Origin of the sequence: Kluyvera sp. NPDC087067, assembly GCF_044745165.1 — a bacterium.
Classification (GTDB): Bacteria; Pseudomonadota; Gammaproteobacteria; order Enterobacterales; family Enterobacteriaceae; genus Kluyvera.
The window spans coordinates 684,493-699,037 of sequence record NZ_JBIUZS010000001.1 but is presented as its reverse complement, the minus strand read 5'-3'; the positions used below and the strand labels follow the sequence as shown (position 1 = coordinate 699,037).

Here is a 14,545-nt window from a genome sequence, read left to right as displayed (position 1 = left end):
TTTTGATTACCACAGTAAAACTGCGTTTAATCATTTTTGCACACTTAATCGCAAAAATCTTCACAGATTTAGCAGGATGATGGTTTTTGTTCTTCCACTTTGCGTCAGGATAAGTCAAAATTCGACGCTTATTTATAAGCGAACCGGCCATTGACCCCCTCCTGTCGTCCTGTATCGTTTTCCCGGCGAAATGCAATCTGCAAGATTGTACCAGGGTGTGTGAAGGCAAACGTTTTCCTTTCGGTATTTTCAGGGGCAGGCCAGGGTCTGGAGTGAGATGGAATGGCAACAATTAAAGATGTAGCGAAGCGCGCAAACGTTTCCACTACAACCGTATCACATGTTATTAACAAAACCCGTTTTGTCGCTGAAGACACGCGTGAAGCGGTATGGGCAGCGATTAAAGAGCTGCACTACTCGCCAAGCGCCGTCGCGCGCAGCCTCAAGGTTAACCACACCAAATCGATTGGTTTGCTGGCAACCAGTAGCGAGGCGGCTTACTTTGCTGAAATCATCGAAGCCGTTGAGAAGAACTGCTTTGAGAAAGGCTATACCCTGATCCTTGGCAATGCGTGGAACAATCTGGAAAAGCAGCGCGCGTATTTGTCAATGATGGCGCAAAAGCGCGTAGATGGCCTGCTGGTGATGTGTTCTGAGTACCCGGAATCGCTGCTGTCGATGCTCGAAGAGTATCGCAACATCCCGATGGTGGTTATGGATTGGGGTGAAGCCAAAGCCGACTTTACTGACTCAGTCATTGATAACGCCTTTGAAGGCGGGTATATGGCGGGTCGTTACCTGGTGGAACGTGGGCATCGTGATATCGGCGTTATCCCAGGGCCGCTGGAGCGTAACACCGGCGCGGGCCGCCTGGCAGGCTTTATGAAAGCGATGGAAGAGACGATGATTAACGTCCCGGCCAACTGGATTGTGCAAGGCGATTTTGAGCCAGAATCAGGCTATCGCGCAATGCAGCAAATCCTGTCCCAGCACCCTCGCCCCACCGCAATCTTCTGCGGCGGTGATGTGATGGCAATGGGCGCGCTGTGTGCAGCCGATGAAATGGGGCTTCGTGTTCCTCAGGACATCTCGCTTATCGGCTACGATAACGTGCGCAACTCTCGCTTCTTTACGCCTGCGCTGACGACGATTCACCAGCCAAAAGACTCGCTGGGCGAAACGGCCTTCAATATGCTGATGGATCGTATCGTCAGTAAGCGTGAGGAGTCGCAGTCAATTGAGGTCCATCCACGCCTCATCGAGCGCCGCTCCGTGGCTGACGGCCCGTTCCGCGACTATCGCCGTTAAGTCCCTATGCGGACGCCCTATTCCGGCGTCCGCAGCCATTCATCGTTTAACGTCTCACTGTCCCCTAAATACTCTAATAGCCAGCTTAGCGCCGGCGAGGCTTCGCTTTGCTGCCAGGTCAGGCAACAGGCGGCATCCGGGAACGGATTTTCTAAGGTTAAGGCGACCCACTCACCGCTATCAAGCCACGGCTGCGCCCGATGTCCGGGGATCATTGCCGCGCATAGCCCTGCGGAAATGCACGTTTCCGAAGATGCCCAATCGGGGACAACCACTCTTTTCTGGTTATCGAGAAGCCAGGTGGTGCGCTTAGGCAATGAACGAGACGTATCCTCAAGCACCAGTGAGGGCCAGTTGCGCAACACATCATCGCTGAGCGGCCCGTCCATTTGGGCGAGCGGATGGGCATGGGAAACCACACAATGCCAGTTAAGCATCCCCATATCACGAAAAGCAAAACGTCCGCCAATCGGGATAGCCTGGGTGGCACCAATCGCTAATTCCACGCGACCATCCGCCAGCGCGTCCCACACGCCGTTAAATACCTCCTGAAAAACGATAAGCTCGACATCGTTAAAATGACGATAGAAATCTACAATCATCTGTCGCGTTCGCGCCGGTTTAACGATGTTGTCTACCGCAATAGCCAGTTGCCCCCGCCAGCCGTTGGCAATCTGCTGACACTGTTGACGGGTGATCTGCATTTTTTTGATAACAGACCGTCCCTCTTTCAAAAACCAAACGCCCGCAGGCGTAAGTTCCACATCCCGATGGCGCCGTTCAAACAGCGGCACCGCCAGCCATTCTTCTAACTGGCGGACGGTATAGCTCACAGCAGAAGGCACGCGATGAAGCTCCTGCGCCGCCGCGCTAAAGCTACCGTTACGCGCCACGGCATCAACCACTTCCAAAGAATATTCAGACCACATTTTCTGCCTGCAAAAATTTTGAATCCATGACTCAAATATTAGCGTTTCACAACCACCAATGCACTCTCTACACTCTGCGGCATTGTTTATTGATGATAGAAAGGTCGTATTATGCAACCGGGGAAAGGATTTTTAGTCTGGCTAGCAGGGCTGAGCGTGCTGGGTTTTCTGGCAACAGATATGTATTTGCCGGCCTTTGCGGCCATTCAGGAAGACCTGCAAACGCCGGCCTCCGCCGTGAGCGCCAGCCTCAGTCTGTTCCTTGCAGGCTTTGCGGTTGCCCAGCTGTTATGGGGGCCGCTGTCTGACCGTTATGGGCGTAAGCCTATTTTGCTGACCGGTTTAACTATTTTTGCCGTGGGTTGCCTGGGGATGCTGTGGGTGCGCGACGGGACGACTCTGCTGGTGCTGCGATTCGTGCAGGCGGTCGGCGTCTGCGCGGCTGCCGTGACCTGGCAGGCAATGGTCACCGACTATTATCCCGCACAGCGCACAAACCGTATCTTCGCCACCATAATGCCGCTGGTTGGCCTGTCTCCTGCCCTCGCCCCGCTTCTGGGGAGCTGGCTACTGGTCCATTTCGACTGGCAGGCTATTTTCGCGGCATTATTTATCATTACCCTGGTGCTGATGCTACCGGCATTGCGTCTGAAGCCCGCACATAAGAAAAGCCCCACCAGCGAAGAGAAACTGACCTTTATGCGCCTGCTGCGCAGCAAAGACTATCGCGGTAACGTTCTGATTTACGCCGCCTGCTCGGCGAGTTTCTTCGCATGGTTAACGGGTTCGCCGTTTATTCTGCATGAGATGGGCTATAGCCCAACCGTTATCGGCCTGAGCTACGTTCCGCAGACGATCGCGTTCCTGATTGGCGGCTACGGCTGTCGCGCCGCGCTGCAAAAATGGCAGGGTTCTCAGTTGCTACCCTGGCTGCTGGTTGTTTATGCCCTAAGCGTCATAGGTACGTGGGGAGCGGGTCTGATGGAAAATGCCTCATTGACCGCAATACTTATCCCATTCTGCGTGATGGCTATCGCTAACGGGGGGATTTATCCTATCGTCGTCGCTCAGGCCCTGAAACCCTTCCCACAGGCAACCGGCCGGGCGGCTGCGCTACAGAATACGTTACAGCTGGGCCTGTGTTTCCTCGCAAGCCTTGCGGTGTCCACGCTGATTGCTACCCCGCTGCTGACCACCACTTGCGTGATGCTTGTGACGGTATTGCTGGCGGCGATAGGTTACAGAATGCAGCGGGCCGCGCGTGGTGAAGAGCGCGCTGCTGAACAGAGTACTTCTCACGCCTAATCATCATCCATATCAATGCCATGATAAATCGTTAGGACGCTAAGATTTTTAGTTGAATCAATAAACTTAGCGTCCTATACTGGATCGGCATCACATAATTAATATACATTATTGTTATTGAGCGGCGGCAGGATGCCACCCGTTAAACCATGGACTGGCTTTCAGCAAGGGATTCTCCCTTTCTCTATGTTACGTCGGATAGCAGACTCACGAATTTTTCGTGACATTTCTCACAAACCAGAAAAAAGCGTCTACGCTGTTTTAAGGTTCTGATCAACAGGTCGGGATGGAGAGGCTATGAGCACATCGTGTATAGAAGAAGTCAATATACCGGAAGATGACTGGTACCGTATCGTTAGCGAATTGCTCAGTCGAGCAGGCATTGAAATTAATGGCAACGCCCCCTGCGATATACAGGTCAAAAATCCCCGGTTTTTCAAACGTGTTTTACAAGAAGGCTCGTTGGGCCTCGGCGAAAGTTATATGGACGGTTGGTGGGAATGCGACCGTTTAGATATCTTTTTCGACCAGGTGCTACGCGCCGGACTCGAACAGCAAATCCCTCATCATTTCAAAGATACGCTCCGCGTCGCCGGTGCCCGTATTTTCAATTTACAAACGCGCAAAAGAGCCTGGCAGGTCGGTAAGGAACATTACGATCTGGGCAACGATCTCTTTAGCCGTATGCTAGACCCTTACATGCAGTATTCCTGCGCTTACTGGAAAGATGCGCAAACGCTTGAAGAGGCGCAGCAGGCAAAACTTGAGTTAATTTGCCAGAAACTGCAGCTCGAACCGGGTATGCAGGTTTTAGATATCGGTTGCGGCTGGGGTGGACTTGCCGCCTATATGGCGAAAAATCACGGCGTTAGCGTGAAGGGTGTGACCATCTCCGCTGAACAGCAAAAGCTGGCTCAGGCTCGCTGCGAAGGGTTAGATGTCGAGATTCTGCTGCAGGATTATCGCGACCTCAACGCGCAGTTTGACCGCATCGTTTCCGTCGGCATGTTCGAACACGTGGGCCCTAAAAATTACGATACCTACTTTAAAGTGGTCGACCGTAATTTAAAACCGGACGGTTTATTCTTACTGCACACCATTGGATCGAAGGTAACCGACAGTAATGTTGACCCGTGGATCAACAAATACATCTTTCCGAATGGCTGTTTACCCTCAGTACGCCAGATAGCACACGCCAGTGAACCTCACTTCGTGATGGAAGATTGGCACAACTTTGGCGCTGACTACGATACGACGCTGATGGCATGGTACGAACGTTTCCTTGCCAGCTGGCCGGAGATTGCGGACAACTATTCCGAACGATTCAAACGGATGTTTAGCTACTATCTCAACGCCTGCGCGGGTGCTTTCCGTGCGCGAGATATTCAGCTATGGCAGGTTGTGTTCTCTCGCGGAGTTGAAAAAGGTCTGCGCGTCGCGCGTTAACCCCATACCGCCTGTGCCGTTCTGGCGCAGGCGTTTTTCAATGCAACCCAGGTATCAGGAATCTGTGGTTATTCCGCGGTAAGCTGCTTTGCTGCCACTTCTTTTGCCGCCATCACGCGTTCTACGGTATCGACTACCGCCTGCGTTTGCGGATCAATTTCGATATTCACGCGGTCGCCCAGACGTTTTTTACCCAGCGTAGTGCGTTCGAGTGTTTCTGGAATCAAGTGCACGCAAAAACGCGTAGCAGTCACTTCCCCTACCGTCAGACTTATCCCATCAATACCGATGAAGCCTTTATACAGCACATATTTCATCAGCGCCGGATCCTGAATTTTAAACCAGATCTGCTTATTATTTTCGGAAGTCAGGATCTTCGACACTTCTGCGGTAGTCATAATATGACCGGACATTAAATGGCCGCCAATTTCATCGCTGAACTTTGCCGCACGCTCAACGTTGACCAGGTCACCCTCTTTCACATCGCCCAGGTTTGTAATGCGCAGCGTCTCTTTCATCAGATCGAAACTTATCAGGTCGCCATTAATGTCGGTGACCGTTAAGCAGCAACCATTGTGGGCGACCGACGCGCCGGTCTCCAGCCCCGCCAGCATATGCTGCGGCAGCGCAACCACGTGGGTACGAAAGTTTGGTTTTTCATCAATGGACACGATTTTCGCCGTGCCCTGCACAATACCAGTGAACATGCAGTTAACTCCTGTTATTCATTTATTTCGCGACGTTATACCCTAAATAATTCGAGTTGCAGGAAGGCGGCGACGCAGTGAATCCCCGGGAGCTTACTTGAGTAAGTGACCGGGGTGAACGAGGAAAGCCAACGCACGTGCAACTTGAAGTATGACGGGTATACCGGTTCATCTGTTACGCACAATAGCAGTTGATAATTCAGGTTGCTACCTTCCACGCCCTACCGCTGATTTTTTGACTAGATTAATAGCAAATCCTCGCTACAATAACGGAGAAATTCCTCTATTTATTCTTCTTGCTGCCGGTTAAGGCGGTTTTTCTGTCTCCCGTACTCGCTGTACGGCGAGAATAAATAACAACAATACAGGTGTTCACGTGCAGAAGTATTTTGTCGAAGCGCGTCAGTTATTAGCTCTGGCAATCCCGGTAATCCTCGCGCAGGTTGCCCAAACGGCAATGGGATTTGTCGATACCGTCATGGCCGGGGGTTACAGCGCCACCGACATGGCTGCGGTCGCCATCGGGACATCAATCTGGCTACCCGCCATCCTTTTCGGTCATGGTTTGCTGCTGGCGCTGACGCCGGTCATTGCACAGCTTAACGGTTCGGGCCGACGCGAACGTATTTCCATGCAGGTCCGTCAGGGTTTTTGGCTCGCCGGATTTGTCTCCATCCTCATCATGGTGGTGCTGTGGAATGCGGGCTACATTATTCGCTCTATGCACAATATTGACCCGGCGCTGGCGGATAAAGCCGTCGGCTATTTGCGCGCACTACTGTGGGGTGCACCGGGCTATCTGTTCTTCCAGGTCGCACGTAATCAGTGTGAAGGGCTGGCTAAAACTAAGCCGGGTATGGTGATGGGCTTTATTGGCCTGCTGGTTAATATTCCGGTGAACTACATCTTTATTTACGGCCACTTTGGAATGCCGGAATTAGGCGGCGTGGGTTGCGGCGTGGCGACGGCATCGGTGTATTGGGTGATGTTCTTTAGCATGCTCTATTATGTGCGTCACGCCGGTTCCATGCGTGATATCCGTACTAGCGATCGTTTCACCCGCCCTGACCCGGTTATTTTGAAACGGTTAGCAACGCTGGGTTTACCCATCGCGCTGGCGCTTTTCTTCGAGGTGACGCTGTTCGCCGTGGTTGCCCTGCTGGTATCCCCGCTGGGGATTGTCGATGTCGCGGGGCATCAGATTGCGTTGAACTTTAGCTCGCTGATGTTCGTACTGCCGATGTCGCTTGCGGCGGCCGTCACCATTCGCGTGGGCTTCCGCCTTGGGCAAGGTTCGACGCCTGACGCGCAGGTTTCCGCCCGCACAGGCCTGGGTGTCGGAATATGTATGGCGATGTGCACCGCTATTTTCACGACGCTGATGCGTACACACATCGCCCTGCTGTATAACGACAATCCTGAGGTTGTCACGCTGGCGGCGCAGCTGATGTTACTGGCGGCCCTCTATCAGCTTTCCGATTCAATTCAGGTTATCGGTAGCGGGATTTTGCGCGGCTATAAAGATACACGTTCCATCTTCTTTATTACTTTCACCGCGTATTGGGTACTCGGTCTGCCGTGCGGCTACGTGCTGGCATTGACCGATCTGGTGGTCGACAGAATGGGGCCAGCTGGCTTCTGGTGGGGCTTTATTATCGGCCTGACGTCTGCGGCAGTGATGATGATGTTACGCATGCGCTTCCTGCAACGTCAGCCTGCGACGGTGATTCTCAAGCGGGCGTCCCGCTAATCTCCCGCGGGCTGGGAGAAAACAGCACAACGCCGGGGTTTACCCGGCGTTTTTTCTTTTTAAGCGGCGGTATCACTGACGCTTAGAGCCTATCCCAGTAGGCGTAATTGTTGAAGCCAGTTTGGTGCCGGACAGCGCGGAGAAACCGGAGCGTACACGTAGTACGTGAGGATTTCGAGCACTGCCCGGTGCCAAAATGGCGAATAAAATAGCCTAATGGGATGGGCTCTTAGTGATGGAGCATCTCATCGACCACCTGCTTTTCGGTCAACTGGTATGGATAATAGGTCGGCCAGTTATCCATTTCTTCAAGCAATGCATCCTGAGATTGATTGCCCATAAAGAGATGGAAGTGCGCCGATTTGCGCGGTGCAATGGTATGGTCGCTGAACTGTACGAATTTCGGGGCCCCGGTGTTGGCTTGCTGACATTCGAACAGATAACGTACTCCCTGCTTACCGGAGGCATAAGTCAGGACTTTAAATCCAGCATAGCGATACTGGCAGGCACTGACCTTATCTCCGACATGAAACTCCATCACACCATTTTCGATCCCAATCATGTTTACATCGGTGGCGTAACCTTTGCGGTAATATTCTTTTACCTCAGCAAAGGTTTTACTTTTGTCTTTATCCGCCTTTTGCTTAAACACGGGATCCAGCGCACCTGATAGCAAATAACCATTAACCGATTCCCACATTCCCTCCCAGTCCGAGAGCGAGCGGTCTTTTACATCGCTGAGTTTAAAAATGCCTTCTGCCGCCTTTTGCTCCGTTGCGGTTAGCGGCACACCATGATCGTGATGCCCATGAGCCAACGCCTGACCGCTGACCATTAACGCCGCGGCCATCGCGACGATTTTAGCTGATTGTTTCACCCGTGAATTTCCCTTCGTCAATAACCGAGAGAAAACGCTATAACATAACATTTCTATTTTCAACAAAGAATGACAAAATGTTTTTGCCAGCAAAAGGGGTATTCAGGATAAAAAGCCATCGCTAAAAGCCTGTGAGATCAACGCAATCTAGCGTATTGCGGTAAAAAGCCGCACAGATGGGCAAAAGTTCTCCAGTCGCGTGAAATCAAACATTTTCCGCTTGCCACAACCCATGAGTGCCGCTAATATTCGTCCCCGTTGCCACAAGCAACAATGCGTCTGTAGCTCAGTTGGTTAGAGCACCACCTTGACATGGTGGGGGTCGATGGTTCGAGTCCATTCAGACGCACCATTAATGCGTTTATAGCTCAGTTGGTTAGAGCACCACCTTGACATGGTGGGGGTCGTTGGTTCGAGTCCAATTAAACGCACCATTCTGCGTCTGTAGCTCAGTTGGTTAGAGCACCACCTTGACATGGTGGGGGTCGATGGTTCGAGTCCATTCAGACGCACCATATCTTTCTGATATGGTGCATATTCCCTTCTCTTCTCGCTAAAGCTTCGTTAAGCGCTGTACGTTCAGACTTTCCAGTTTACCGTCTAATATCTCAAGAAAATCATCGTGGTATGACATCGCGACGTGCTTGACCAGATCGTCTTCCGATTTCCATCGCTCGATAAATACAAAAGAGACGGCCCCTTTATTGGCCAGGTTTCGCACGTCCGGCACCGCATGGCTTTCATGCAGATCGTACTGCAAACATCCCGACTCCTGATGCGTCAGTGGCACCATGTCCTGGGCGGCTTTTCTGATGGTTTCGATATGTTCCGGGAAGGGGGTTAGAGTGGCTACTATCTTCACTTCGCTCATTGGAGATCCTTGATTTGTCGATGCTAAACCCGGCGTCTCACCGGGTACCTCAACTATTCAGGCTAGCAGCGAGGCGCACTTTACGCCACTGCAACCTCGCTCGCGAAGGTGGCCGCGCTAGGGTAGCCGCGAATACTCTTCATCACTCACCGGTTCCAGCCATTCGTTTGACGCCCCGGATGCCGGAACTTCTACCGCAATGTGGGCAAACCAGCTATCGTGCGCGGCGCCGTGCCAATGTTTTGTCCCCGGCGGAATATTCACCACGTCACCCGTTTTCAGCTCACGGGCCGGTTCCCCCCATGCCTGATACCAACCGCGACCGCCGGTGACCAGTAAAATCTGCCCGCCTTGATGGTGGATATGCCAGAAGTTACGACAGCCCGGTTCAAACGCGACGTTGCCGATCGTGACCCCTTCACGCGACAGCATGGTCAGATAGCTAGTGCCGGTAAAATATTTCGCGTAGGCTTCGTTTTTCTCACCGCGCGGAAAAACGCTATTGCCCTCAAATGCCGCGTTTAGCCCCGCATCAGTGCGCGCCGTTTTAGACGATGAGTCGTTCAGATACTGGCTTAGCACCGCGTGAGCATGGGTGGCAATATCGACAGGACATTTCGCGGCGAGCACGGCGACGAAAGCGTGCAACTGCTCCGTGGTGATGCCGTTATGCTGGCTAATCGCAAAATGGCTTTTCAGCTGACTTTCCGCACCGGTAATGGCCGCCAGCGCTGACAGCGTAGCCAGCTCGCGCGCGGGCCAGTCCAGTACATCACGCTGGAAGATATCGCCAAACAGATGCGCCTTCAGATACACGTCGATGGCTGGCGCAAAATCAAATAGCGGCCCGCTCACCGGCTTCCCCACCAGCTGCGTCTGGGTGGCAGTGCCCGCAGTCAGGCTATCCCAATCCTGAGGTGGTGGCGTGGGTTCAGCCCCCTCCTCGTCAACAATCCCGCTGTCTTTACGGGCGTTGACCACCGCCATAAAACAGCCCAGCGCGTTCAAGCTGCGCGGAAAACCGCAGTAGGCATAAAGCTGCACCAGAAGTTCTTTAACTTCATTTACGCTGAGCCCAGCATCCAGACCTTCGTGAAGGGCGAGAGTTAACGTTTCCATATCGCCGCGAGCGGCCAATGCCGCAATCGGGATCATCGCCTGCTGGCGAGCATTCAGAGGGTTTTGCATGATGATATCTCCAGGTGGGAAACCGCGGCTCCCACGCTAATGGGTGAATGGAAAAATTATAATGCGTTGATATAAGAATGATTAGACGGGGAAATCAGAACTGACCTATGAGCGAATTTCATTAATCGTGAAGCTATCAATGCCAACAAAATATTCATCACACAAATAATGCATTTCATGCTTCTTTCGCAGCATTTCATTCCCGGTTTCAGGCAATTAATGCGGATATTTACCGCTGCCGGATAAAAAGGGCTACAGTCGTGTTTATTTGCCGGACTTCCCCATGCTGACTCTACGCCCAACGCGTGAAAACCTGCTTTCCGGTTTTCAATGGTTTTTCTTTATCTTTTGCAACACCGTCGTCGTGCCTCCGACGCTGGTTTCCGCCTTCCATCTGCCGGAAAGCAGCCTGCTGTTGCTAACGCAGTATGCCTTTCTCACTACCGCCATTGCCTGTTTATTGCAGGTCTTTATCGGCCACCGACGTGCAATTATGGAAGGGCCAACCGGCCTGTGGTGGGGAACCATCCTGACGATTACCCTGGCTGAAGCATCACGCGGCACGCCGCTGAACGATATTGCCAGCAGTCTGGCGGTGGGCATTGCTATCTCCGCCGTGATGACCATCGTTATCGGCATCAGCGGGTTGGGAAGCCGACTCGCGCGATTGTTCACGCCATCGGTGATGGTGGTGTTTATGCTGTTACTCGGCGCCCAGCTAACGACCATCTTTTTTAAGGGCATGCTTGGGCTACCTTTTGGCATGGCCAAATCTACCGTCAGTCTTTCGCTGGCGCCGTTTGCTATGGCGGTCGCGGTGATGTTTTTTGTTATTGGGCTGATTGTCTTTTTACCCCAACGTATTTCACGCTACGCGCTGCTTATCGGCACGGTGATTGGCTGGGCCATGTGGCGGCTGTTTTTTGGCGGCTCAGACATTAATTCTGCTAGCCTGCACTGGCAGTGGTTCCCGCTGGGCAATCATGGCACGCTGTCGCCGGGTATTATTCTGACCGCAGTGATAACCGGCCTTGTGAATATCAGTAATACCTACGGTGCACTCCGCGGTACGGATACCTTCTATCCCCAGGCCACTCCTGATAATGGGCATTACCGTCGGAGCTTTATTGTCTCGGGCTTTGTTACCCTGCTGAGCGTACCGTTAGCCGTGGTGCCTTTTTCACCGTTCGTGTCGTCGGTTGGCCTGCTCACACAAACGGGTGACAGTTCGCAGAAATCATTCTTATACGGCGCGCTGTTATTCCTGATTGTCGCCATCGTAACCCCGCTCACCCAGTTCTTCTGCGCCATTACGCTGGGTGTCAGCAGCGCGGTGATGCTGGTCTCCTACTTACCCCTGCTCTTTTCAAGCCTGGTCTTTAGCCAGCAGGTCAAACTGACCTCGCGCAATATTTACCGCCTGGCGTTACCGCTGTTTGTTGGGCTGTTTTTAATGAGTTTGCCGCCGGTGTATCTACAGGATATTCCGCTGACCATTCGCCCTTTGCTGAGTAACGGGCTTTTAGTCGGGATTTTGTTTGCGGTAGTGGTGGATAATCTTATTCCGTGGGACAGGCTTAAGTAGGCATTTCCAGATAACGGTATTAATCAGAAACAACAACGGGCACCCAGGTGCCCGTTAACGTTTAACACACTTCCAGCGCTCGCTCTTTTGCCCTTGTGGCCTGCTGTATGTAAAGCTCGTATCGTGCCTCAAACCAGGTTCTTTGCTGTTCGCTCATGTTTCCCGTCACGGCATGAATATCAACGGGTTGACCAAGCGACTGCATACGGGCAAAACTGCGAGCCAAAAAATCAAAATTGGTTAGTGCCTGTGGATCCTGTTTCTGCATTGCATATCCCTCCGAGCTGGTGATCATTTTCAAGGTTATATGCTTTCCTGTTTCCAGTATTCGCCTGTTATCGACTCTTTTTTGTACAATGCGTGCGCATATGACCGCGTGACTTCACACTTCAGCCGTTTCCCGACGCCCTGGTAGCGCTTCGTGCGAAATACGCGACCAGTGTCACAACTGAGTACATCCATCAACATTTTTGCAATATACTGTGTTAAGAGTAGAACAGAAAAAATGAAGGTGAAGAATGGAAATAGATCTCGATAATCTGGTCTTTGATGGACTGGATGAAGCACAAGAGCGCAATGCAGAACGTCTGGACGACGCAGACAAGAAGGCACAGGCGATTATTGCTGACGATGATTGCGGCGACGCTTGCAAAATCTGATAAAAAAAACCGACATTTATTGTCGGTTTTTTATTTTATGGGATGCATTTCCATTTTAATTAATTGTTCATCCAGCGGCCTTCCCGGCACCGACACTCCTCAACGGCCCATGCGTCGCAACGCGCAGTGATACGCCCCATTTCTGACCGAACGTCTAAGTACGGCAGCAATAGCATGAACGCTACCGCGCACTATCCGCTGCTCAAGCGGGCTTAACCGTAGCCCCAACATCTCCTGAGCCCAGGGTGGCAACAGATCGATACCGGCCTTGATAAATATCGTCCCCGCGGGCTGCGTCAATCGCCCCGGCAAACGGGTGGTCATCAGCACGCGCGCCACTTCCTGAGTGCGTTCATCACAGCGAAGCTGTGGACGCATGTTCTCCAGATAGTTGGCGACCGCCTGCGGCGTTTTCGGTACGTTTACCGCCCCTAGCCGTTCAGCAATACTTGCCGATTCAATAAAATATTGCGCCTGACGTGACGGTGTCACGATGATGCGACGATAGCGCAGGTGTGAGGCCATAAATGAGCTGCACTCGGCAACGTGCACCCAGGTGAGAAGCTCCGGGTCGCTTGCGGCATACGGTGAACCGTCGCTATCGGTGCCGTTTACGCGCAGATGGATGGCTTTCACTTTGGCAATCAGCCGCTCGGCGTCCGGCACCGTCGCATAGGTGGTGGCAGAGATAAATTGGCTGGTGCGTCGCAGGCGTCCGAAGATATCTTCCCGGAAGTTAGAATGGTCCCAGACTCCCGCCAGCGCCAATGGATGAAGCATCTGCAACAGCAAGGCGCTGATACCGCCACACAGCATGGAGGTAAAATCGCCGTGCACCGGCCAGATAGCCGATTGCGGGCCAAACAGACCCGGCTCGCCTTTCGGATGTTCGAAATCGATCTCGTTAAGCGAAATCCCGGTCAGCCCCAGCACCTGCTGTTCAATACGTTGACGTAGCCACTCCATGACCTTTCTCCGTTTGTTTAGCTCTGTCGCGCGTTATCAAGCCAGGCGTACACCGCGGCCAGATCCTGTTGTGCAAGCCCTCCCTCGGCCGCCTGTGCCCACAACGCTGTGATGTCACTCATCATCGGCATCGTCCCCAGTGGCGCGTTGGCGAGCGCCAGACGCGCATCCTTGAGGGCATGCTGGAGCTGCATCTGCGGGGTATAATCCTCTTTGCGGATCATCTCAAGTTTGCCCTTCACATACGGGGCCGCCAGCGGGCCGCCTTCCAGCGTTTCCCACAACTGCTCGGGAGTGAAACCAAACTGTTTTGCCAGCTGCATACTTTCCGCCACGCCCTGCATCATCGCAATCAGCCAGGCATTGATCACCAGCTTCATTTTCTGGCTGTTCCCGGCTTCACCGTACCATTGGGTGCCGCGAGAAATGGCATCAAATACGTGTTGTGCCGCGCCCGCCCGTGATTTATCACCGCTAGCCATCACCAGAATCTGCGCGTTCTCCGCCGGCGCTTTCGTGCCGGATACCGGGGCATCGAGATAGAGCATATCCGGGCGCAGTGACGCCAGAAGCGCGATAGCCTCAGCGGTTTCCTTAATCCCAATCGTCCCCATCTGGCAGAAGGTGGCCCCTTGCGGACAGGACTGCGCGATGGTGCGAATACAGGCAAGCGTCGCCTCGCCGTCGGTCAGCATGGCGATAATGACCTCGGCATCCTCTACCGCCAGCGGCGCATCGTTACACAATTGCAGACCGTGAATCTCGAGATCGTCACCGCGCCCCGGGGTTCGGTTCCAGCCGAATACGGTGAACCCTTTTTTCAGCAGATTGGCGGCAAACGCGTGCCCCATTGCGCCTAATCCCAACACCGCTACCACAGGCAATGCCTTCATTTCGTTCTCCTAATCGATTCGGTCATTTTAATTAGCCTGATGATTATCAGACCAAAATGCA

General features: G+C 52.9%; 14 protein-coding genes, 3 tRNA genes and 1 pseudogene. 9 read left to right on the top strand and 9 right to left on the bottom strand.

Annotated elements, in window-relative coordinates; translation table 11 throughout:
- Positions 1 to 282 precede the first annotated feature (282 nt).
- Complete coding sequence (purR, locus tag ACIPDS_RS03375) at positions 283 to 1,308, top strand: HTH-type transcriptional repressor PurR (RefSeq protein ID WP_166513970.1); 1,026 nt, start codon at positions 283 to 285, stop codon at positions 1,306 to 1,308.
- Between the two features lie 17 nt (positions 1,309 to 1,325).
- Here the strand turns inward: purR and punR are convergent, their stop codons facing one another.
- Positions 1,326 to 2,237 (bottom strand): DNA-binding transcriptional activator PunR, encoded by a 912-nt coding sequence (gene punR, locus ACIPDS_RS03370; protein WP_166513971.1) that lies wholly within the window; start codon positions 2,235 to 2,237, stop codon positions 1,326 to 1,328.
- 111 nt (positions 2,238 to 2,348) lie between these two features.
- Here punR and punC point away from each other — a divergent pair, with 111 nt between their 5' ends.
- The gene (punC, locus tag ACIPDS_RS03365; RefSeq protein ID WP_400732568.1) at positions 2,349 to 3,542 is read left to right on the top strand and encodes a purine nucleoside transporter PunC; all 1,194 of its coding nucleotides are present in this window, start codon (positions 2,349 to 2,351) and stop codon (positions 3,540 to 3,542) included.
- A gap of 297 nt (positions 3,543 to 3,839) precedes the next feature.
- A complete protein-coding gene (cfa, locus tag ACIPDS_RS03360) occupies positions 3,840 to 4,988 on the top strand; it encodes a cyclopropane fatty acyl phospholipid synthase (RefSeq protein WP_400732565.1) in 1,149 nt (382 codons plus the stop codon).
- Positions 4,989 to 5,056: 68 nt separating this feature from the next.
- On the opposite strand, the gene ACIPDS_RS03355 is transcribed toward cfa, so the two are convergent.
- Positions 5,057 to 5,695 (bottom strand): riboflavin synthase subunit alpha, encoded by a 639-nt coding sequence (locus ACIPDS_RS03355; RefSeq protein WP_400732562.1) that lies wholly within the window; start codon positions 5,693 to 5,695, stop codon positions 5,057 to 5,059.
- A 376-nt stretch (positions 5,696 to 6,071) separates the two neighbouring features.
- On the opposite strand from ACIPDS_RS03355, the gene mdtK reads away from it, so the two are divergent.
- Positions 6,072 to 7,445 carry an MdtK family multidrug efflux MATE transporter gene (gene mdtK / locus ACIPDS_RS03350; protein ID WP_166513975.1) on the top strand — a complete coding sequence of 458 codons (1,374 nt, stop codon included), beginning with the start codon at positions 6,072 to 6,074 and terminating at the stop codon, positions 7,443 to 7,445.
- A 229-nt stretch (positions 7,446 to 7,674) separates the two neighbouring features.
- On the opposite strand, the gene zinT is transcribed toward mdtK, so the two are convergent.
- Positions 7,675 to 8,295, bottom strand: coding sequence for a metal-binding protein ZinT (gene zinT / locus ACIPDS_RS03345; RefSeq protein ID WP_400733444.1), 621 nt, complete (start codon positions 8,293 to 8,295; stop codon positions 7,675 to 7,677).
- 302 nt (positions 8,296 to 8,597) lie between these two features.
- Between zinT and ACIPDS_RS03340 the strand changes: the two genes are divergently transcribed.
- The 3 genes from ACIPDS_RS03340 to ACIPDS_RS03330 all read left to right on the top strand — a co-directional run bounded on the left by ACIPDS_RS03340 (position 8,598) and on the right by ACIPDS_RS03330 (position 8,837).
- Positions 8,598 to 8,674 (top strand) — tRNA-Val (locus tag ACIPDS_RS03340).
- 5 nt (positions 8,675 to 8,679) lie between these two features.
- Positions 8,680 to 8,756, top strand: a tRNA-Val gene (locus tag ACIPDS_RS03335).
- A 4-nt stretch (positions 8,757 to 8,760) separates the two neighbouring features.
- Positions 8,761 to 8,837 (top strand) — tRNA-Val (locus tag ACIPDS_RS03330).
- Between the two features lie 38 nt (positions 8,838 to 8,875).
- Here the strand turns inward: ACIPDS_RS03330 and ACIPDS_RS03325 are convergent.
- From ACIPDS_RS03325 to ACIPDS_RS03315, 3 genes and pseudogenes are all read right to left on the bottom strand, one after another.
- Complete coding sequence (locus ACIPDS_RS03325) at positions 8,876 to 9,193, bottom strand: putative quinol monooxygenase (protein ID WP_166513976.1); 318 nt, start codon at positions 9,191 to 9,193, stop codon at positions 8,876 to 8,878.
- A 117-nt stretch (positions 9,194 to 9,310) separates the two neighbouring features.
- Positions 9,311 to 9,760 carry a cupin domain-containing protein gene (locus ACIPDS_RS03320; RefSeq protein ID WP_400733442.1) on the bottom strand — a complete coding sequence of 150 codons (450 nt, stop codon included), beginning with the start codon at positions 9,758 to 9,760 and terminating at the stop codon, positions 9,311 to 9,313.
- A gap of 21 nt (positions 9,761 to 9,781) precedes the next feature.
- Positions 9,782 to 10,381, bottom strand: a pseudogene (locus ACIPDS_RS03315) (carboxymuconolactone decarboxylase family protein); the annotation flags it as partial.
- Positions 10,382 to 10,664: 283 nt separating this feature from the next.
- Between ACIPDS_RS03315 and ACIPDS_RS03310 the strand changes: the two are divergent.
- Entirely contained in the window at positions 10,665 to 11,966 is a 1,302-nt protein-coding gene (locus ACIPDS_RS03310; protein ID WP_400732559.1) for a uracil/xanthine transporter, read from the top strand.
- A 61-nt stretch (positions 11,967 to 12,027) separates the two neighbouring features.
- On the opposite strand, the gene glgS is transcribed toward ACIPDS_RS03310, so the two are convergent.
- Entirely contained in the window at positions 12,028 to 12,234 is a 207-nt protein-coding gene (gene glgS / locus ACIPDS_RS03305; protein WP_166513979.1) for a cell surface composition regulator GlgS, read from the bottom strand.
- A 250-nt stretch (positions 12,235 to 12,484) separates the two neighbouring features.
- Here glgS and ACIPDS_RS03300 point away from each other — a divergent pair, with 250 nt between their 5' ends.
- A complete protein-coding gene (locus ACIPDS_RS03300) occupies positions 12,485 to 12,625 on the top strand; it encodes a hypothetical protein (RefSeq protein WP_106926738.1) in 141 nt (46 codons plus the stop codon).
- Positions 12,626 to 12,724: 99 nt separating this feature from the next.
- Here the strand turns inward: ACIPDS_RS03300 and ACIPDS_RS03295 are convergent, their stop codons facing one another.
- Together ACIPDS_RS03295 and ACIPDS_RS03290 are read right to left on the bottom strand one after the other, a co-directional pair.
- Positions 12,725 to 13,591 (bottom strand): oxygenase MpaB family protein, encoded by an 867-nt coding sequence (locus ACIPDS_RS03295; RefSeq protein ID WP_400732555.1) that lies wholly within the window; start codon positions 13,589 to 13,591, stop codon positions 12,725 to 12,727.
- 17 nt (positions 13,592 to 13,608) lie between these two features.
- The gene (locus ACIPDS_RS03290; protein WP_400732553.1) at positions 13,609 to 14,484 is read right to left on the bottom strand and encodes an NAD(P)-dependent oxidoreductase; all 876 of its coding nucleotides are present in this window, start codon (positions 14,482 to 14,484) and stop codon (positions 13,609 to 13,611) included.
- Positions 14,485 to 14,545 lie beyond the last annotated feature (61 nt).